The sequence below is a fragment of the Telluria sp. ZB2R32 genome (assembly GCF_059685715.1).
Map to the genome: position 1 here is coordinate 258,091 of NZ_JCASIG010000002.1, position 18,603 is coordinate 276,693.

Sequence of the window (18,603 nt, forward strand, 5' to 3'; positions counted from 1 at the left end):
GTCCTTAGTTGGCTTGGGCGGTCCGTGCCGGTGCGGCCTTGTTCGGCTCAACCGCCTTGCGCAGGTCGACTTCGGCCACCACCGACATGCCCGGCACCAGGCGGCCGGTGAGGCGCTGCACGTCGGCCGGGGCCAGCGTGATTTTCACCGGCACGCGCTGCACGATCTTGGTGAAGTTGCCGGTCGCGTTATCGGCCGGCAGCAGCGCGAACTGGTTGCCCGAGGCCGGCGAGAAGCTGTCCACGCGGCCGACCAGGTGCTCGTCCGGCAGCGCATCGATCTGCAGTTCGACTTCCTGGCCCGGCTTGAGGCCGGCCAGCTGGGTTTCCTTGAAGTTGGCGGTGACCCAGACCTTGTCTTCGACCACGGCGACCAGTTGCTGGCCCGGCTGTACGCGCGCGCCGACTTCGACGCTGCGGCGGCCGATGCGGCCATCCACTGGCGCGACAATGCGGCTGTAGCCGACCTGCTGCTTCGCATCCTTCAGCTGCGCCTGCAGCACCTTGATCTGGGCTTTATAAACGTCGCGCGCGGACGACGCGGCGGTGATTTGCGCCTGGGCGGCGCTGGCGTTGTCGCGGCGTGCGTTGACGTCGGCGGCGGCGGCGGCACGCGCGGCGTTGGCGGCATCGACTTCGGCTTTCGAGACAGCCTTCATCTGCTTCGTGTACAGCTGGCTGAAGCGCTCGGCGTCCTGGCGTGCGCGCAGGGCCAGCGCCTGCGACTGGCCGACCTGCGCCTGCGCCGCCTGGGCCTGGGCGCGCACCTGCTCGACTTGCGCATCGGCCTGGATGACCTGCTGTTTCGCGCTGGCGATCTGCGCCTCGATCTGCTCGACGCGCACGTGCTGGTCGGCCGGGTCGAGTTCGGCGATGACGTCGCCTGCCTTGACGTGCTGGTTGTCTTCCACCAGCACGCGCGTGACGACGCCGGCGATGCGTGCCGACACCGGGTGCACGTGGCCGGCCACGTAGGCGTTTTCGGTATCGACGAAGTTATGGCTGCGGTACCACATGCGGCCGCCGGCAAACAGCGCAGCGGCCGCGATCAGGCCGACCACAACCAGCACGCGCTTGTTGGGCGGGGTCTTGCCCGCGGCTGCTGGTGCTGACGCTGGAGGAACATTGCCAAGCGGCTTTTGCTCGCTTGAAGGCTGCGTTTGGGACATGGTGCAACTCCAGAAGAGACTAAAAACAGGAAAGAGTATTTGATGCAGTCCACCATTATTCGACAAGCGCTCGGGTTCGTCAAGAAATGAAACGGTTGCATTTCATTTGTACGTGAATTAGAGTGAGGGTCATGAGCAAATCTTCGCAAGAGAGCAGCGCGCCCTGTCTACGCAGCGCCGGCCGCCCCAAGGCGAGCGACGTCGAGGCGCGCATGCAAGACCTGATCGACACGGCGGCGCAGTTGTTCCTGGCCAACGGCTACACGCGCACCAGCCTGGAATCCATTGCCCGCGCCGCGCGCGTTGCCGTGCGCACCATCTACGTCAAGTTCGGCGGCAAGGCCGGCCTGCTCGAAGCGGTGCTGATGTCGCGCCGCGACACCTTCTTTCGCATCCGCGACATGGAACACGACCTGCGTCCGTTCCGCGAAGTGGTCGACGATTTCGCGCACCAGTTCTATGACCTGCTTTGCCAGGATCAATTGATTGCGATGCAACGCGTGGTGATTGCGGAAGCCGGCGACAACCCGGAACTGGCGCGTACTTTCTATGACGCCGGGCCGCGCCTGACGCGCGACATGCTCGAGCGCTTCTTCGCCCGCCCCGATATCCGTGCGCAATTGCGCGCCGACCTGCCCTTCGAGGAATTGCCCGCTTTAATCACCAGCTGGATTTCCGGCGACGCCATGCAGCGTTTCGTGTTCCCGCACGATCAGCCCTCGCGCGACGAGGCGCATCGGCTGCTGGGGCAGCGCCTGGAATTGTTCTATCGCGCCGTGCTGAGGTAGCGCATGGTCGAATGTGTGTCATCGCACCGATCTGGTGCGTCATTTCGTGACACAATGGCACCCTACTTCAAGGAGGATGTCATGGATATCAACAAGAACATCGCGGCAGTACGCAAGGGGGCGCTATGAGCAAGACTTCCCGTTACGAATGGCGCGACCAGCAGGCGTCGCTGCATGAGCGCATGAAAGGTTTCCTGCAAAACCCGGGCAACGAACAACTTGAAGCCGTGCTCGCCGAAATGCGCGCGTATGCCGATGCCGCCAAGTCGGGGCATATCGAGATCCCGCAAAGCTGGACCAGCTACGGCTGATTGCCGAATCGGTGCCCTCCCGGCACCGCCATGAAAATGCCGCCCGGCTCGCGCTTGGCGGCATTTTTTACGACCGCCGTGGGCGCCCATCACCTTGCCGGGACAAGATCGGGACATTGCACCTGTAGCCGCTTTTAAACCGCTGGATTTGATGAGTATCAGCCGCCCATCGACCCACACCATTGAACAATTGACGATTCCATAAGGTCAAATCCGGTATGATGCATTACGAATTCAACAAGATTCGTCATTTACATTGCTGCCGTATTAAACCGTATTTACACTTATCCGCTGCGAGGATCGCGCATGACGACGATGACTGGACGTATCAAGGGGCTCGATATCGAAAAGCGGGGCGATCCGTGGCTGACCGAACTGGCTGCGATCCGGCACGAGTTCGAAGAGCGCATTGCGCAACTGCTGCCCGACAGCGCCAATGGCAGCGATGCCCTGGCAGCGGCAATGCGCGCCGGCACGCTCGGCGCCGGCAAGCGCATGCGTCCGCTGCTGCTGATGCTGGTCGCACGCGACCTCGGCTGCGCCTCCCCCGCCCTGACCGATATCGCCTGCGCGGTCGAGATGGTGCATGCCGCCTCGCTGATCCTCGACGACATGCCGTGCATGGACAACGCCATGCTGCGCCGCGGCCAGCCGACGGTCCACGTGCAGTACGGCGAAGACGTCGCCATCCTCGCTTCGGTCGCCCTGCTCAGCCGCGCTTTCGGCGTACTCGCCACGGCACCCGGCGTCGCCCCGGCCGTGCGTGCGCGCCTGGTGGCCAAACTGGCCGAGACGGTCGGCACGCAAGGGCTGGTGCGCGGCCAGTTCGAAGACCTGCACGCCGGCGGCGAGCGTTCGGAACAGGACATCGCCACCACCAACGAACTGAAAACCGGCGTGCTGCTCGGCGTCTCGGTCGACATGGCCGCCATCCTGGCCGAAACCGACGATTGCGTCGCCCAGTCGCTGCGCGCCTTTGCGTTGGCGGCCGGCCACGCCTTCCAGATCCGCGACGATTTCATGGACGACCCCGCCATGGATACAGGGGTGACGGGCAAGGACACCGGCAAGGACCTCGGCAAGGCCACGCTTACCAACGTGCTCGGCTTCGAAGAAGCGCGCAAACGCCTCGCCGGCCACCTCGACGACGCCGATCGCCACCTGGCCGACGCCATCGGCGCCCAGCAGCACACGCGCCGTTTCGTCGGCACGCTGTTCGGCCAGGGCGCGGGTTTCCGCTGGGGGACCAACGCCGGCGCCACGGCGGAGCAGCGCCAGGTGCGCCATTGAGCGCGCAGCCGCCGTTCACGCTGCACCGTCACTGAACGGGACCGACCGATGGCGCATTTCGGCGTGGTCGCCCCTGCCTTCTACAGCCATGTGAGCGCGCTGTCGGCGCTCGCCCTGGCCCTGGTCGCGCGCGGCCACCGCATCACCTTCTTCCAGCGGCCGGATGCGGCGGCCTACCTGAACGACCTCCGCCTCGACTTCTACGCCGTCGGCGCCGCCAGCCATCCGCCCGGCTCGCTGGCGCAGTCGCTGCGGCGCGCGGCCAATCCCGGCAGCCCGCTCGGGCTGCGCCGTGTGATCCTCGACATGGCCGCCGCTACGACCATGCTATGCCGCGAACTGCCTGGTGCATTCGAAGCATTGAAGATCGACGCCGTGCTGGCCGATCAGATGGAACCGGCCGGCGCCCTGGTCGCCGAAGCGCTCGGCCTGCCCTTCGTTTCCGTGGGCTGTGCGCTGCCGGTCAACCGCGAGCCGGGCATTCCATTGCCCGTCATGCCCTTCGACTGGAGCACGGGTGAACGTGCGCTGCACATGTTCGAAGGCAGTACCCGCGTCTACGACTGGATGATGACGCCGCACCGGCGCGCCATCGAAGACGCCTGCCGTGGGCTCGGCATTCCCGTGCGCGGCGCCCTGCACGAATGCCTGTCGCCCTTCGCCCAGATCAGCCAGACCGTGGCCGCCTTCGATTTCCCGCGCCAGGGTTTGCCTGCCGGTTTTCACCACGTCGGCCCGCTGCGCACGCCCACGCACACGGCGCCGGCGCGCATCGACGCCCTGCCCGCCGTCCAGCCCGGCCGCCCCTTCATCTTCGCTTCGCTCGGCACCTTGCAGGGGCACCGCTTCGACCTCTTCAAGCGCATCGCCAAAGCCTGCCGCCGGGTCGACGCGCAACTGTTGATTGCCCATTGCGGCGGACTCGATGCGCGCCGGGCGCAGGCGCTGCAGCGGTGCGGCGCCACCTGGGTGTGCGCCTTTGCGCCGCAGGAAGCGGCGATTGCGCGCGCCGACGCCATCGTCTCGCATGCCGGCCTGAACACGGTGATGGACGCGGTCGCCCACGACACACCGATCCTGGCGCTGCCGATCGCCTTCGACCAGCCCGGCGTGGCGGCGCGCATCCGCCATGCCGGCATCGGCCTGTCGGCGTCACCGCGCTTTACTGGCGCCACCGAGCTCGCACGGCGCCTGCGCCGCCTGCTCGACGAACCGGGTTTCAAACAGCGCTGCGCGCCGCTGGCCGCCAGCGTACGTGCAGCCGGCGGCAGCGAACGGGCCGCCGATATCGTCGAAGCGGCGCTGGGCCTGGACACGAATGCGGGCACAGAGAGCCGGGTGCAACGTGGATAAGCTGCACGCCGTGCCCACGCCGGCCCCTCCCGCTCCGCCCCCAAGCTACGACCTGATCCTGGTCGGCGGCGGGCTGGCGAATGGCCTGATCGCCTGGCGCCTGCGCACCGAGCGCCCCGAACTCAACATCCTGCTGCTGGAAGCGGACGATGCGATCGGCGGCAACCACACCTGGTCCTTCCACGACGGCGACCTTGACCTGAACCAGCGCGTCTGGCTGGCGCCGCTGGTCGGTTGCCGCTGGCCGAAATACGAGGTGGTCTTCCCCGGCTATGCGCGCACCCTGGAGAGCGGCTACGCCAGCATCCTGTCCGACGATTTTGCGCGCGTGATCGGAAACGCGCTCGGGCCCGCGCTGCGCACCGGCGCACGCGTCGACGTCATCACCCCGACCACGGTGCGCCTGGCCGATGGCGAGCTGCTGCAGGCCGGCGCCGTCATCGACGGCCGCGGCGCGCAACCGGGCACGCGCCTGGCGCTCGGCTACCAGACCTTCCTCGGCCAGGAAGTGAGACTGACCGTTCCACATAATCTCACTGCCCCGGTGATCATGGACGCCAGCGTCGCCCAGCAAGGCGGCTACCGCTTCGTCTACCTGCTCCCGTTCGGCCCCGACCGCGTGCTGATCGAGGACACCCATTACGTCGACACCGGCATCTGGGAACCGGAGCGCCTGCGCGCCAACATCGCGGCCTATGCCCGCACGCGCGGCTGGACGGTTGCCGAAGTGCTGCGCGAAGAACACGGCTCGCTGCCGATCGTGCTGGCCGGCGACATCGACGGCTTCTGGTCCGACCTTGGCGGCCAGCCCGCTTCCGGCCTGCGCGCCGGCCTGTTCCACGCCACCACCGGCTATTCGCTGCCGCACGCGGTGCGCCTGGCCGAACGCATTGCCGGCCTCGCCGACCTGAGCGCCCCCAGCCTGTTCGCCGCCATCCGCGCCGAGGCCCGCGCCGCGTGGAAGGAGCAAGCCTTTTTCCGCCTGCTGAACCGCATGCTGTTCCTGGCCGGCAGCCCGGACAACCGCTGGCGCGTCATGGCGCGCTTTTACCGCCTGCCGGCGCCGCTGATCGAACGCTTCTATGCCGCGCGCCTGCACCTGTTCGACAAGCTGCGCATCCTCAGCGGCAAACCTCCCGTCCCCGTGCGCGCGGCCTTCGACGCCGCGCGCAGGCTTCACCCTCGTCAGATCAGGAATTTCGAATGAACGCAGCACATCCCAACACCGCGGTCGTCGTCGGCGCCGGCTTCGGCGGCCTGGCCCTGGCGATCCGCCTGCAGGCCGGCGGCACGCAAACGACGCTGCTCGAAAAGCGCGACAAGCCGGGCGGCCGCGCCTATGTCTACGAAGACCAGGGCTTCGTGTTCGACGCCGGCCCGACCGTCATCACCGACCCCTCCTGCATCGAAGAGCTGTTCACGCTGGCGGGCAAACGCATCGAGGATTACGTCGAGATGCTGCCGGTCGCTCCCTTCTACCGCCTGTGCTGGGAAGACGGCAGCCATTTCGATTACGCCAACGACCAGGAAGCGCTCGACCGCCAGATCCACGCCATCAACCCGGCCGACGTCGCCGGCTACCAACGCTTCCTCGCCTATTCGAAGGCGGTGTTCGAAGAGGGTTACATCAAGCTCGGCACCGTGCCGTTTTTGACCTTCCGCGACATGATCGCGGCGGGCCCGCAGCTGGCCAAACTGCAGGCCTGGCGCAGCGTCTACGGCATGGTGTCGAAGTTCGTCGAAAACGAACACCTGCGCCAGGCCTTCTCGTTCCACTCGCTGCTGGTCGGCGGCAATCCGTTCGCCACCTCCTCGATCTACACGCTGATCCACGCGCTCGAACGGCGCTGGGGCGTGTGGTTCCCGCGCGGCGGCACCGGAGCCCTGGTGAAAGGGTTGGTGAAGCTGTTCGAGGATATCGGCGGGCGCATCGAACTCAATGCCGCCGTGGCGCAAATCGAAACCCGCGGCGAGCGCGCCAGCGGCGTGCGCCTCGAAGACGGCCGCCTGTTCCCGGCCGACGCCGTCGCTTCGAATGCCGACGTGGTGCACACCTACAGGGCGCTGCTCAACGGGCACCGGCGCGGCGCCGAAGAAGGCGCCAGCCTGCAGAAGAAGCGCTTCAGTAATTCGCTCTTCGTAATTTACTTCGGCCTGAACCACCACCACAGCCAGCTGCAGCACCATACCGTCTGCTTCGGTCCGCGCTACCGCGGCCTGATCGACGAGATCTTCAAGGGCAAGGCGCTGGCCGACGATTTTTCGCTCTACCTGCACGCGCCCTGCGTCACCGACCCGTCGCTGGCGCCGCCGGGCTGCGGCAGCCATTACGTGCTGGCGCCGGTGCCGCACCTGGGCAATGCCGACATCGACTGGGATATCGAAGGGCCGCGCTACCGCGACAAAATCTTCGAATACCTCGAACAGCGCTACATGCCGGGCCTGCGCAGCCAGCTCGTCACCAGCCGCATCTTTACGCCCTTCGATTTCCGCGACCAGTTGAATGCCCACGTCGGCTCGGCCTTCTCGCTGGAGCCGGTGCTGACCCAAAGCGCCTGGTTCCGCCCGCACAACCGCGATAAAGATTTGCACAACCTCTACCTGGTCGGCGCCGGCACCCATCCGGGCGCGGGCGTGCCGGGTGTGATCGGCTCGGCCAAGGCGACCGCGGGCCTGATGCTGGGACAGGTGCCGGCATGAGTACCACTGTAAACAGCGCGCTTCTCCACCACGCGACCGAAACCATCAAGGTCGGCTCGAAGAGTTTCGCGGCCGCTGCCAAGCTGTTCGAGCCGGCCACCCGGCGCAGCGTGCTGATGCTCTATGCCTGGTGCCGCCACTGCGACGACGTCGTCGACGGCCAGGAACTGGGCTTCGGCGTGGCGCCCAGCGCCAGCCACGATCCGCACGCCGAACTGGCGCGCTTGCACGAACAGACGCGCCGCGCCTATGCCGGCGAAGCGATGACGGACCCTGCCTTTGCCGCCTTCCAGGAAGTCGCGCTGGGCCAGGGGATCGCGCCGCGCTATGCCTTCGATCACCTGGCCGGCTTTGGCATGGACGTCGACGAGGTGAAGTACGAGACGGTCGGGGACACGCTGCGCTACTGCTACCACGTGGCCGGCGTGGTCGGCCTGATGATGGCGCAGATCATGGGCGCGAAAGATGCCCGGGTGCTCGACCACGCCTGCGACCTGGGCCTGGCTTTCCAGCTGACGAACATCGCGCGCGACATCGTCGACGACGCCCGTATTGGACGCTGCTACCTGCCCGCGCAGTGGCTGCGCGAGGCCGGAATTCCGCAAGGCGAGATCGCGCTGCCGCGCCACCGCGTGGCGCTGGCCAAGGTAGCGGCGCGCCTGGTCGACCATGCCGAACCCTATTATGCCTCGGCCATGGACGGCATCGGCGCCCTGCCGCTGCGCTCGGCCTGGGCGATCGCCACCGCGCGCAACGTCTATCGCCAGATCGGCATCGAAGTCAAAGCGCGCGGGCCGGCTGCCTGGGATGAACGGGTCGGCACCTCGAAGGCGACCAAGCTGCTGCTGTTGGTAAAAGGCGGCGTCGAGGCGCTGCTGTCGCGTCTGCGCCGCGCTAGGCCGCGTCCTGCCGGCTTGTGGCGGCGTCCGCCGGTGGACGTCCCTTACGAACCGGTGCCCCGCCATGCAGCGCCTGCAGCTGGCGTTTCAGGGTTGTAACGGAAGGCGCGTACAGGAAGCCGAACGAGACGGCGCCATCCTTGCCTTCGACGGCATGGTGCATGCGGTGGGCCTGGTACAGCCGCTTGGCGTAGCCGCTGCGCGGCGTGTACTGGAAAGGCCAGCGCCGGTGCACCAGGCCGTCGTGGGCGACGAAATACAGCACGCCGTAGGCCGTCATGCCGGCGCCGATCCACTGCAGCGGCCAGGCGCCTTCGGTACCGAACCAGATCAGGGCGATGGCGATGCCGGCGAAGACGACGGCGTATAAATCGTTTTTCTCGAACCAGCCGGTCCGCGGTTCATGGTGCGAGCGATGCCAGCCCCAGCCGAAACCGTGCATGATGTACTTGTGCGCCACGATGGAAAAGAGTTCCATGAAGACGACGGTGGCGATGACGATGAGCGTATTGAGCAGCATGAAAGCAGCCTACCATAAGGCGCCCGTGTGCACGGCTGGAGATGAGGGAATGTCCCGGCCTTGCACCGACAACATCAACAAGGAAAATCCAATGAATCAGTTATTGCGCATCACCCTGTCCAGCATCCTGCTGCTGTGGGCCGCCGGCGCCGCGGCCGCTAACGTCGAGGTCCGCGTCGCCGGCGTCACGGCCAAGGGCAAAGTCAACGTCGCCGTCTGCGACAAGGAACGCTTCCTCAAGCAATGCGCCTACAGCGCCTCGGCCCCGGCCCAGGCCGGCGAAACGCTGGTCACGGTCAAGGACGTGCCGCCGGGCACCTGGGCGGTCGTCGCCTACCAGGACGAGAACACCAACGGCAAGCTCGACACCAACCTGCTCGGCATCCCCAAGGAGCCCTACGGCTTCAGCCGCGACGCGCGCAGCAAGTTCGGCCCGCCGGGCTTCGAGGACGCGGCGATCGAGATTGGCGACGCGCCGGCGACGGCGGCGGTACGCCTGCGCTAAACCCGCGTCAAACGCTGGCGGTCGTTTCCTGCGGCGCCGCCTGCACCCCGGCATCGAACACCCGCATCAAAAAATGCACCTTGCGCGAGGCGTGGTGGCGCTCGTGGTGATCGCGGGTAAGAATCTCGACGCGCCGCGGCTGCGCGCTCAGCTGGCGCGCATCGATATGCCCGCCGACGGTATCGTTCCCCGCGAATTGCGCCGTCAGGTGCTGCGCGATTGTCCCGGTCAGCGTGACCGGCAAGCCGTGCAGCGTCGTATGCAGCTCGAAAGCCCGCGATGCAGGCAGGACGAACAGCGTCCCGACGTATTCAGTACCGTGCTCTTCCATGTCAGTCTCCTGTGACACGCATGTGCGTTCGGCGTTGCTTCGGCTCGCCGCCCCGCACGTTGATCATAGCGCGGCTGCAGTCCCGACACACGCATTTCACGCCGCCCCGCTGCATTTCGCGCAGCCCGGCTGCACTTCGTCGCATGCCGCGGCGGGCGCCTTTTTGCGCCGCTACAGTGGCTCCACTTTCCCAACCGCATGGAGCCGCACATGAAACCGATTCGACTTGCCCTTGCCTTTCTCCTGCTGACTGGCAGCGCCGCCCAGGCCGGCGACCTGACGATCCGCGTCGACGGCGTCACGACCGGCGCAGGCCAGGTCATGGTCGCCCTCTACGATTCGGCCGACGGCTTCCTGAAACGCAGCATCAAGGCAACCGCAGCCCCGGCCACTGCCGGCAGCACCACCGTGGTGATCGGCGACGTTCCTGCCGGCGAGTACGGCATCGCGCTCTACCACGATGCCAACGGCAACGGCAAGATGGACAGCAACCCGATGGGCATGCCTGTCGAGGACTTTGCCTTCAGTAACAACGCACGCGGCAACATGGGACCGCCGTCGTTCGCCAACGCCAAATTCGCCGTGCCGCAAGCGGGCGCGGCCGTTACCGTGTCCCTGCGCTGAGGCCATCATGGACCGCCGCCACTTTCTCTCCGCCACTGCCGGCCTGGGCGCCCTCGCCCTGTCCGGCGCCGCCCGCGCCGATGCCGACACCTACCGCCGTTTCCACGCAGCGCTCGAGCGCGACAATTCGCTCGCGGTCTATGCCGACCTGGCGGGCGAGCAATCCGGCAACGCCGTCGTGCAGGGCCGCCTGCCGGCCGACCTGCGCGGCCATTTCTTCCGCAATGGCCCGGGCCGCTTCGAGCTCGGCGGCGAACGCCATCACCACTGGTTCGACGGCGACGGCTTTGCCCAGCGCTGGACGATCGCCGACGGCGCCATTACGCACCGCGGCCGCTTCGTCGAGACCGAGCGTTTTACGGAAGAATCGCGTGCCGGCCAGTTCCTGCTGCCCTCGTTCGGCACCATGGTGACGCGGCGCGGAGCGCGCAGCAACGATGCCGTCAATGCCGCCAACACCAACCTGCTGCCTTTCAACGGGCGCCTGTATGCGCTGTGGGAAGGCGGTTCCGCCACCGAGATGGACCCCGATTCGCTGGCGACGCTCGGCATCAAGACCTGGCGCGACGACCTCAAGGGCATGCCCTTCTCGGCGCACCCGAAAGCCGATCCGGACGGCGGCCTGTGGAATTTCGGCATCCTGCCCGGCGCCGACCGCCTTGCCCTGTACCGGATCGGCGCCAACGGCGCCCTGCTGCGCAGCGCCCTCGTGCAGGTGCCCCAGCTCAATTTCGTCCACGACTTCGTGGTCAGCGCCAAGCACCTGATCTTCCTGGTGCCGCCCTACGATTTCAGCCCGGACCGGACGCTGAGCCTGGCCGCGCGCCACGTCTGGGCCGGCGGCGGCGCGCAGGCGCGTCCGATGCGGGTGGTCGTGGTGGCCAAGGATACGCTGGCCGTGCGCCAGGTCTTCGAACTGCCGCCGCGCATGGTATTTCACCTCGGGAATGCCTGGGAAGACGGCGCCTGCACCCGCTTCGACGTGGTGCTGCACCGGGGCGACGCCCTGGCCGGACTCGGGCAACTCATGGCCGGCCAGCGCCAGCCGAACGATTCGGGCCGCAGCGAAGTCGTCCACGTCTGCCTCGACTATGCGCGTGGCCAGGCCGCTACCAGCCGCCTGTTCGGCCCAGCCGAGTTCCCGCGCGTGATGCCGCAGGTCGTCGGCGCGCGCCACCGTCGCCTGGCCCTGCTCGGCAGCGACCGCGCCAATTCTGAACTCGTGCTCGACACCGTCAACCTGGTCGATACCGACAGCGGCAAGGCCGACAGCTACCGCTTCGGCGCCGGCTGGCAGGTCGAGGAACACGTGCTGGTCCCGCGCCGGGGTGCACGCAGCGAAACCGACGGTTACCTGGTCGGCGTGGCGCAGGACACGCGTGCCGGCGTCGGCGTATTGACCGTGTTCGACGCGGCCCGCATCAGCGCCGGGCCCCTCGCCCTGGCGAAGTTGCCTTATCGCACACCTCACTGTTTTCATGGTAACTTCCTGCCAACTTGAACTGCTCGCACAGATGACCTCTACCTCGTCACGGCATGAACAGCACCGCCCGCATCCGCTGGAAGCGGTCATGCCTTTCCTGCGGCTGCGGCGCTCGCCCTGGCGCGACGTCGGCTACACGCTGCTTTTTAACTGCCTGGTCGCGCTGCTGCTGACGGCCGGCGAGCAGTTGTTGTTGCAGCGCCCCGCGCCCTTGTTGCGCAACCTCGGGTCGATGCTGGTGGCGGCCAACCTGGTCGGTTTCCTGATCCATGCCGGACTGGCACTGCTGTGGCGCCTGGGGCCGCTCGTCAAGGCGCGCGACGAAGGCAGCGTAGGCAGCGTAGGCAGCGCACGCAAGGGCCAGTTGCTGGTGATCGGCATCGGCGCGTTCTGCGGCGTGATGCTGGCCCAGGTGCTGCTGCGCTGGGCCAGCCCCTTGCAGGTGCTCGGCTCCGGCATGCTCGGTACCATCGCCGTGTATGCGCTGTTCTCGACCATCACGATCCGCGGCATGCTGCTGCTGGTCGAGCGCCGCGTGGCGCGCGCGACCGCCGCCGCACGCCAGCAGGAGCAGATCGCCGCCGCCGGCCGCCTGCTGGCCGAAGCCCGCCTGCGCGCCCTGCAGGCCCAGATCGAACCGCACTTCCTGTACAACACCCTGGCCAACGTGCTCGGCCTGATCGATACCCGCCCGGCGCAGGCGCGCCACATGCTCGAGCGCTTCATCGACTACCTGCGCGCCAGCCTGGCCGCCAGCCGCGCCGAGTCGGCAACGCTGGGCGGAGAACTCGACCAGGCCGGCGCCTACCTCGACGTACTCGGCGTACGCATGGGCGAACGCCTGCGCTACCGCATCGAGGCCGACGTCGCCTGCCGCCTGCTGCCGATCGCGCCCATGCTGCTGCAGCCGCTGGTCGAGAACGCGGTCATGCACGGGATCGAACCAAAGCTCGAGGGCGGCGAGATCGTGGTGCGCGCACGCGTCGATGGCCCGAACCTGTGCATCGAGGTCGCCGACAGCGGCCTGGGCCTCGGCATGGCGCCGCCTCGATCCCGTCCCGGCGGCGGCGTCGGCCTGCACAACCTGCGCGAGCGCGTGCGCCAGTTGCACGGGCCGCAGGCGCAACTGCAACTCTTCGACAACCAACCCTGCGGCGTCGTTGCGCGCCTGCTGCTTCCCCTGACGGTGCCACCATCGACCACGCCCTGATCGCCGACGACGAACCCCACCTGCTCGATTACCTCGCAGCGCAACTGGCCCAGGCCTGGCCCGGCTTGCGCATCACGCGCGCCGCCAACGGCATGCAGGCGCTGGAACTGATCGATGCGCTGGCGCCCGACGTCGTCTTCCTCGACATCCGCATGCCGGGCCTGAATGGCCTCGACTTGGCGGCGCGCCTGTGCGCGGGCGACAGTCCGCCGCGCATCGTGTTCACCACCGCGCACGAGGAATATGCGCTCGCCGCCTTCGAGCACGCCGCCTTCGACTACCTGCTCAAGCCGGTCAAGCCGGAACGCCTGGCGCGCACGGTGGAACGCCTGCGCGCGACGCTGCAGGCGCCGGCTGCCGTACCGGCGGTGGCGCCCGAGGCGCTGCAGGCCCTGCTGCGCCAGCTCGGGGTTGCGCCGGCCGCTTCTGCACCAACCCCGCTGCAATGGATCCGCGCCGCCCAGGGCCACGAGACACGCCTGATCGCTATCGACGAGGTAGTGTATTTCCAGAGCAACGACAAGTACACCAGTATCTACCTGGCCGATAGCGAGAGTCTGATCCGCACCCCGCTCTCCAAACTCAAGGAGCAGCTCGACCCGCAGCAGTTCTGGCAGATCCACCGCAGCGTGATCGTCGCCGCGCGCCACGTGGCCGGTACGCGTACCGATTTCAGAGGGCGGCTGCACGTGAAGCTGAAGGGGCGCAGCGAGGAGTTGGTGGTGAGCCGGAATTACGTCGACCTGTTCAGGCAGATGTGAACCGGTCGTTACGCCGGTCGTACGGGTGCATGCCTTACCATCTCTAGCACCGCTGCAGCGCGCATGGGCACGGAGCGCAGTTGTAGGGTGGGCTCCGCCCACGCGGTCGTACGCATGCATGCCATAGCGTCTCCAACACCGGTGCGGCCTGTATAGACACGACAGCGTTGGCCGAGCCCACCCTACGAAAATCAGGCCGATGCAGGTTTGGAGCTCAGCGCCAGCGCCGCCAGGTCAAGATCGCCCTCGCCACGCTGTACCGCTTCCTGCAGGGTCTCGCGCAGCACGGCGCCGAAGCGCAGCCGTACGCCCTGCTCCGCGGCGGCGTCGTTGGCCAGGCCGACGTCCTTCAGTCCCAGCGACAGCTTGAATCCGGCCGGGCTGTAGCGCTCCTGCGCGATCATGCCGCCATAGCCTTTGTAGACGGGTGAGCCGGCGAACAGGGTATTGCTCAGCAAATCGAGGAAGCCGCCGGCTTCGAGGCCGTGCGCGCCCACCAGCGCCGCCGCTTCGCCCATCGCCTCGATGGCGCAGGCCAGCGTCAGGTTGGCGCCGAGCTTGACCGCGTTCGCCTGTTCCGATGCACTGCCGAAGCGCCACGTTTTTTGTCCCATCAGGTCGAACAGCGGTTGCACGCGTGCAATCAGGTCGTCGGCGCCGGCGGCCACGATGTTCAGCTTGCCCGCAGCGGCCACGTCGACCCGGCCCAGCACCGGCGCGGCGATGTAGCCAACGCCGCGCGCTGCGTGCAGCTGCGTCATCTCGCGCGCAAACGCAACCGACACCGTCGCCATGTTGACGTGGATGCTGCCCGGCGCCAGGGCATCGAGGGCGCCGGCGTCGAGCACCGCGCGCGTGGCGGCATCGTCGGCCAGCATCGTGAACAGCACGTCCACCTGCGCCGCGTCGGCCGCGCTGGCCGCTGCCTGCGCGCCTTGCGCGACCAGTTCCTGTACGGGTCCCTCGCTGCGGTTCCAGACGCGTAGCGGGTGACCAGAACGCAGCAAGTTCGCCGCCATCCCGCGCCCCATGGCGCCCAGTCCGATAAATCCGATGTTCATGCCTTGCCTCCAAATCGGTGCCGCGATGCGGCGAATGGGCTTATTGAATCAACATTTAAGAAAACGCGGCGCAAAAGTACTTGGGCCCCGCGCGCAAAAACATCCGATAGACCCGTAAGGTGGGCGGCTACACCTGGACGCTTGCGTGCCCATGACGCAGGCGCCGCCCACGCGTTCAACGTCTGCCTGGAACGGCACGATTGCTCACAGGAGCGTTGAACGCGTGGGCGGCGCCGACGTCCCGGTGATGCGTGCAGATGGGTGGAGCCGCCCACCTTACGCCCCTCCGGGGGAATGGATCATTGCGCGAACGGTCAAAAAAACGGGACCTCGCGGTCCCGTTTCGTTTGCTGCGGCTACGCCAATGCTCAGCGCTTGCGCGGTGGCGGCAAATCGGTGCAGACGCCCTTGTAGACTTCGGCGGCCATGCCGATCGATTCGCCCAGGGTCGGGTGCGGGTGGATCGTCTTGCCGATGTCGACGCCGTCGGCGCCCATCTCGATCGCGAGAGCGATCTCGCCGATCATGTCACCGGCATTCGTGCCGACGATGGCGCCGCCGATGATGCGGCCGGTCTCGGCGTCGAACAGCAGCTTGGTGAAGCCTTCGTCGCGGCCGTTGGCGACGGCGCGGCCCGAGGCGGCCCACGGGAATTGGCCCTTCTCGACCTTGACGCCCTTCTGCTTGGCTTCGTCCTCGGTGATGCCGGCCCATGCCACTTCCGGATCGGTGTAGGCCACCGATGGAATGACTTTCGCGTCAAAGTATGCCTTCTCGCCGTGCGCCGCTTCCGCCGCGACGTGCGCTTCGTGCACCGCCTTGTGCGCCAGCATCGGCTGGCCGACCAGGTCGCCGATGGCGAAGATGTGCGGCACGTTGGTGCGCATCTGGCCGTCCACGCCGATGAAGCCGCGGTCGGTCACTGCCACGCCGGCCTTGTCGGCGGCGATCTTCTTGCCGTTCGGGCTGCGGCCGACGGCCACCAGCACCATGTCGTACAGCTGCGGTTCGGGCGCGGCGACGCCGGCTTCGGCCGACTCGAACGTGACCTTGATCCCTTCCGGCAGCGCTTCCACGCCGACAGTCCTGGTCTTCAACATGATCTTGTCGAAGCGCGCTTCGTTGTACTTCTGCCAGACTTTCACGGCATCGCGGTCCGCGCCCTGCATCAGGCCATCCATCATTTCGACGACGTCGATACGTGCGCCCAGCGTGCTGTACACGGTCGCCATTTCGAGGCCAATGATGCCGCCGCCGATGACCAGCATCTTCTTCGGTACCTGGCGCAATTCCAGCGCGCCGGTCGAATCGACGATGCGCGGGTCTTCCGGCACGAAGGGCAGTTTGACGACCGAGGAGCCGGCGGCGATGATCGCTTTCGCGAACTTCACCACCTTCTTGGCGCCGTCCGGACCGGTGACTTCGATGTGGTTCGGGCTGAGGAACTGGCCCACGCCCTGCACCACCGTCACCTTGCGCGCCTTGGACATGCCGGCCAGGCCGCCCGTCATCTTCTTGATGACGCCGTCCTTGTAGGCGCGCAGCTTGTCGATGTCGACGTCCGGCTTGGCGAAGCTCACGCCGAGGTCGGCCATGTGCGCGGTCTCGTCGATGATGTGCGCCACGTGCAGCAGCGCCTTCGACGGGATGCAGCCGACGTTCAGGCAGACGCCGCCCAGGGTGGCGTACTTCTCGACCAGCACCGTGTTCATGCCGAGGTCGGCCGAACGGAAGGCGGCCGAATAGCCGCCCGGACCGGCGCCCAGCACCATCATTTCGCATTCGACGTCGACCTGGCCGCTGTAGCTCGATGCGGCAGGCGCAGGCACGGCGCCAGGCGTGGCCGCATCGGCTTTATGGGCCGGTGCGTAGGAATCGGTCGGGCCGGCGGCAGCCGTCGGCGCCACCGCCTGCGCGCCGATCTGGGCGGCAGGCTTCGACGACTCGGCAGCCGCAGGGGCAGCAGCGGCCGGAGCGGGAGCCGCAGCACCCGCACCGCTTTCGTCGAGCATCAGCAGCAGCGAACCTTCGTTCACCTTGTCGCCAACCTTCACTTTCAATTCCTGCACCACGCCGGCGTGCGTCGATGGAATCTCCATCGAGGCCTTGTCCGATTCCACGGTGACCAGCGACTGGTCGACCTTGATCGTGTCGCCGGGCTTGACCATCAGTTCGATGATCTCGACGTCCTTGAAATCGCCGATGTTCGGGACTTTTACTTCAACAGTGCTCATTCTCGGCGCTCCTTACAGAAGGGTCTTGCGCAGGTCGGCCAGCACTTCGGCCAGGTAGGCGGCGAAGCGGGCGGCACCGGCGCCATCGATCACGCGGTGGTCGTAGGACAGCGACAGCGGCAGCATCAGGCGCGGTTGGAAGGTCGAACCATCCCACATCGGCTTCATGGCCGACTTCGACAGGCCGAGGATCGCCAGTTCCGGCGCATTGATGATCGGCGTAAAGGCGGTGCCGCCAATGCCGCCCAGCGACGAAATGGTGAAGGTCGCGCCCTGCATGTTCGCCGGGCTCAATTTGCCCTCACGCGCCTGTGCGGAGAGCTCGCCCATTTCGGTGGCGATCTGCGACACCGTCTTCTTGTCGGCATCCTTCACCACCGGAACCACCAGGCCGTTCGGGGTGTCGGCCGCGAAGCCGATGTTGTAGTACTGCTTCAGGATCAGGTTGGCACCGTCCTCGCTGAGCGAGGCGTTAAATTGCGGGAATTTCTTCAGTGCGGCGACCGATGCCTTGATCACGAAGGCCAGCATGGTCAGCTTCACAGCCGATTTCTGCTTGGCCAATGCCGCGTTCGAATCGACGCGGAACTGTTCCAGGTCGGTGACGTCGGCTTCGTCGAAGGTCGTGACGTGCGGGATCATGACCCAGTTGCGGTGCAGGTTCGGACCGCTGATCTTCTTGATGCGCGACAGCGGCAGCAGTTCGGTCGGGCCGAACTTCGAGAAGTCGAGCGATGGCCATGGCAGCAGGTCGAGGCCGACGCCGGAGCCGCCGGCTTTCGTTGACGCGGCTGCAGGTGCAGCCATCACGCCCTTGACGAAGTTCTGCACGTCGATTTGCGTGATGCGGTTCTTCGGACCGGTGCCCGGCACGCGCGACAGGTCGACGCCGAGTTCGCGTGCGAACTTGCGGATCGATGGCGAGGCGTGGGCTTTGGAGGCATCGCCGGCTGGCGCGGCGGCGGGTGCCGGTGCTGCGGCGGGTGCCGGTGCAGCAGCCGGTGCCGGCGCAGGGGCAGCAGCAGGCGCAGGGGCTGGAGCCGGTGCGGCAGCAGGTGCAGGTGCCGGTGCAGCTTCAGCAGCCGGCGCAGGCGCAGCAGCGCCACCCTCGGCTTCTTCCAGCATCAGCACGAGCGACCCTTCGGCAACCTTGTCGCCGACTTTCACCTTGATTTCCTTGACGACGCCGGCGTGGCTGGACGGGATTTCCATGCTCGCCTTGTCCGATTCGACGGTGACGAGCGACTGGTCGACCTTGATCGTGTCGCCTGGCTTGACCATCAGTTCGATGACTTCGACTTCCTTGAAGTCGCCGATGTCCGGGACTTTGACTTCCACAATGCTCATAGTGTTAGCTCCGTTATT

18 protein-coding genes are annotated in these 18,603 nt (G+C 66.9%); 12 read left to right on the forward strand and 6 right to left on the reverse strand.

Annotation, left to right across the window (positions count from 1 at the left end; all coding sequences use genetic code 11):
• Positions 1–4: 4 nt before the first annotated feature.
• Complete coding sequence (locus AC56LG_RS06180; protein WP_497165241.1) at positions 5–1,168, reverse strand: HlyD family secretion protein; 1,164 nt, start codon at positions 1,166–1,168, stop codon at positions 5–7.
• A 131-nt stretch (positions 1,169–1,299) separates the two neighbouring features.
• On the opposite strand from AC56LG_RS06180, the gene AC56LG_RS06185 reads away from it, so the two are divergent.
• From AC56LG_RS06185 to crtB, 7 genes are all read left to right on the forward strand, one after another.
• Positions 1,300–1,956, forward strand: a complete 657-nt coding sequence (locus AC56LG_RS06185; RefSeq protein ID WP_497165242.1) for a TetR/AcrR family transcriptional regulator — start codon at positions 1,300–1,302, stop codon at positions 1,954–1,956.
• Positions 1,957–2,081: 125 nt separating this feature from the next.
• A complete protein-coding gene (locus AC56LG_RS06190; protein ID WP_192049220.1) occupies positions 2,082–2,267 on the forward strand; it encodes a hypothetical protein in 186 nt (61 codons plus the stop codon).
• A 306-nt stretch (positions 2,268–2,573) separates the two neighbouring features.
• On the forward strand, positions 2,574–3,557 hold the full coding sequence (locus tag AC56LG_RS06195; RefSeq protein WP_497165243.1) for a polyprenyl synthetase family protein: 984 nt from the start codon (positions 2,574–2,576) through the stop codon (positions 3,555–3,557).
• A 48-nt stretch (positions 3,558–3,605) separates the two neighbouring features.
• Positions 3,606–4,910 carry a glycosyltransferase gene (locus AC56LG_RS06200; RefSeq protein ID WP_497165244.1) on the forward strand — a complete coding sequence of 435 codons (1,305 nt, stop codon included), beginning with the start codon at positions 3,606–3,608 and terminating at the stop codon, positions 4,908–4,910.
• Positions 4,903–6,117, forward strand: coding sequence for a lycopene beta-cyclase CrtY (gene crtY, locus AC56LG_RS06205; protein ID WP_497165245.1), 1,215 nt, complete (start codon positions 4,903–4,905; stop codon positions 6,115–6,117). The genes AC56LG_RS06200 and crtY overlap by 8 nt, the downstream gene beginning before the upstream one ends.
• Positions 6,114–7,610 carry a phytoene desaturase gene (locus AC56LG_RS06210; RefSeq protein WP_497165246.1) on the forward strand — a complete coding sequence of 499 codons (1,497 nt, stop codon included), beginning with the start codon at positions 6,114–6,116 and terminating at the stop codon, positions 7,608–7,610. Before crtY ends, AC56LG_RS06210 begins: the two co-directional genes overlap by 4 nt.
• Positions 7,607–8,608: a 15-cis-phytoene synthase CrtB gene (gene crtB / locus AC56LG_RS06215; protein WP_497165247.1), complete on the forward strand. Its 1,002-nt coding sequence runs from the start codon at positions 7,607–7,609 to the stop codon at positions 8,606–8,608. Before AC56LG_RS06210 ends, crtB begins: the two co-directional genes overlap by 4 nt.
• Here crtB and AC56LG_RS06220 read toward each other — a convergent pair.
• Complete coding sequence (locus AC56LG_RS06220) at positions 8,505–9,029, reverse strand: sterol desaturase family protein (RefSeq protein WP_497165248.1); 525 nt, start codon at positions 9,027–9,029, stop codon at positions 8,505–8,507. The genes crtB and AC56LG_RS06220 overlap by 104 nt on opposite strands.
• Positions 9,030–9,120: 91 nt before the next feature.
• Between AC56LG_RS06220 and AC56LG_RS06225 the strand changes: the two genes are divergently transcribed.
• Positions 9,121–9,534, forward strand: a complete 414-nt coding sequence (locus AC56LG_RS06225) for a DUF2141 domain-containing protein (protein ID WP_497165249.1) — start codon at positions 9,121–9,123, stop codon at positions 9,532–9,534.
• Between the two features lie 7 nt (positions 9,535–9,541).
• On the opposite strand, the gene AC56LG_RS06230 is transcribed toward AC56LG_RS06225, so the two are convergent.
• Positions 9,542–9,865 carry a hypothetical protein gene (locus AC56LG_RS06230; RefSeq protein WP_497165250.1) on the reverse strand — a complete coding sequence of 108 codons (324 nt, stop codon included), beginning with the start codon at positions 9,863–9,865 and terminating at the stop codon, positions 9,542–9,544.
• 210 nt (positions 9,866–10,075) lie between these two features.
• Here AC56LG_RS06230 and AC56LG_RS06235 point away from each other — a divergent pair, with 210 nt between their 5' ends.
• From AC56LG_RS06235 to AC56LG_RS06250, 4 genes are all read left to right on the forward strand, one after another.
• Positions 10,076–10,489 (forward strand): DUF2141 domain-containing protein, encoded by a 414-nt coding sequence (locus AC56LG_RS06235; RefSeq protein ID WP_497165251.1) that lies wholly within the window; start codon positions 10,076–10,078, stop codon positions 10,487–10,489.
• A gap of 7 nt (positions 10,490–10,496) precedes the next feature.
• Positions 10,497–11,990, forward strand: coding sequence for a carotenoid oxygenase family protein (locus AC56LG_RS06240; RefSeq protein WP_497165252.1), 1,494 nt, complete (start codon positions 10,497–10,499; stop codon positions 11,988–11,990).
• 70 nt (positions 11,991–12,060) lie between these two features.
• Complete coding sequence (locus tag AC56LG_RS06245; RefSeq protein WP_497165253.1) at positions 12,061–13,182, forward strand: sensor histidine kinase; 1,122 nt, start codon at positions 12,061–12,063, stop codon at positions 13,180–13,182.
• Between the two features lie 20 nt (positions 13,183–13,202).
• Positions 13,203–13,943 carry a LytR/AlgR family response regulator transcription factor gene (locus tag AC56LG_RS06250; protein ID WP_497165820.1) on the forward strand — a complete coding sequence of 247 codons (741 nt, stop codon included), beginning with the start codon at positions 13,203–13,205 and terminating at the stop codon, positions 13,941–13,943.
• A 191-nt stretch (positions 13,944–14,134) separates the two neighbouring features.
• On the opposite strand, the gene AC56LG_RS06255 is transcribed toward AC56LG_RS06250, so the two are convergent.
• The 3 genes from AC56LG_RS06255 to aceF all read right to left on the reverse strand — a co-directional run bounded on the left by AC56LG_RS06255 (position 14,135) and on the right by aceF (position 18,585).
• Positions 14,135–15,004, reverse strand: coding sequence for an NAD(P)-dependent oxidoreductase (locus tag AC56LG_RS06255; protein ID WP_497165254.1), 870 nt, complete (start codon positions 15,002–15,004; stop codon positions 14,135–14,137).
• 368 nt (positions 15,005–15,372) lie between these two features.
• A complete protein-coding gene (gene lpdA / locus AC56LG_RS06260) occupies positions 15,373–17,238 on the reverse strand; it encodes a dihydrolipoyl dehydrogenase (RefSeq protein WP_497165255.1) in 1,866 nt (621 codons plus the stop codon).
• 12 nt (positions 17,239–17,250) lie between these two features.
• The gene (gene aceF, locus AC56LG_RS06265) at positions 17,251–18,585 is read right to left on the reverse strand and encodes a dihydrolipoyllysine-residue acetyltransferase (protein ID WP_497165256.1); all 1,335 of its coding nucleotides are present in this window, start codon (positions 18,583–18,585) and stop codon (positions 17,251–17,253) included.
• Between the last annotated feature and the right edge of the window lie 18 nt (positions 18,586–18,603).

Coding starts and splice junctions, on each gene's coding strand:
- AC56LG_RS06180 (WP_497165241.1), bottom strand. CDS start 1,168: ATGTCCCAAACGCAGCCTTCAAGCGAGCAAAAGCCGCTTGGCAATGTT.
- AC56LG_RS06245 (WP_497165253.1), top strand. CDS start 12,061: ATGCCTTTCCTGCGGCTGCGGCGCTCGCCCTGGCGCGACGTCGGCTAC.
- AC56LG_RS06210 (WP_497165246.1), top strand. CDS start 6,114: ATGAACGCAGCACATCCCAACACCGCGGTCGTCGTCGGCGCCGGCTTC.
- AC56LG_RS06190 (WP_192049220.1), top strand. CDS start 2,082: ATGAGCAAGACTTCCCGTTACGAATGGCGCGACCAGCAGGCGTCGCTG.
- AC56LG_RS06225 (WP_497165249.1), top strand. CDS start 9,121: ATGAATCAGTTATTGCGCATCACCCTGTCCAGCATCCTGCTGCTGTGG.
- AC56LG_RS06195 (WP_497165243.1), top strand. CDS start 2,574: ATGACGACGATGACTGGACGTATCAAGGGGCTCGATATCGAAAAGCGG.
- aceF (WP_497165256.1), bottom strand. CDS start 18,585: ATGAGCATTGTGGAAGTCAAAGTCCCGGACATCGGCGACTTCAAGGAA.
- AC56LG_RS06235 (WP_497165251.1), top strand. CDS start 10,076: ATGAAACCGATTCGACTTGCCCTTGCCTTTCTCCTGCTGACTGGCAGC.
- AC56LG_RS06230 (WP_497165250.1), bottom strand. CDS start 9,865: ATGGAAGAGCACGGTACTGAATACGTCGGGACGCTGTTCGTCCTGCCT.
- AC56LG_RS06240 (WP_497165252.1), top strand. CDS start 10,497: ATGGACCGCCGCCACTTTCTCTCCGCCACTGCCGGCCTGGGCGCCCTC.
- AC56LG_RS06220 (WP_497165248.1), bottom strand. CDS start 9,029: ATGCTGCTCAATACGCTCATCGTCATCGCCACCGTCGTCTTCATGGAA.
- AC56LG_RS06255 (WP_497165254.1), bottom strand. CDS start 15,004: ATGAACATCGGATTTATCGGACTGGGCGCCATGGGGCGCGGGATGGCG.
- crtB (WP_497165247.1), top strand. CDS start 7,607: ATGAGTACCACTGTAAACAGCGCGCTTCTCCACCACGCGACCGAAACC.
- lpdA (WP_497165255.1), bottom strand. CDS start 17,238: ATGAGCACTGTTGAAGTAAAAGTCCCGAACATCGGCGATTTCAAGGAC.
- AC56LG_RS06185 (WP_497165242.1), top strand. CDS start 1,300: ATGAGCAAATCTTCGCAAGAGAGCAGCGCGCCCTGTCTACGCAGCGCC.
- AC56LG_RS06200 (WP_497165244.1), top strand. CDS start 3,606: ATGGCGCATTTCGGCGTGGTCGCCCCTGCCTTCTACAGCCATGTGAGC.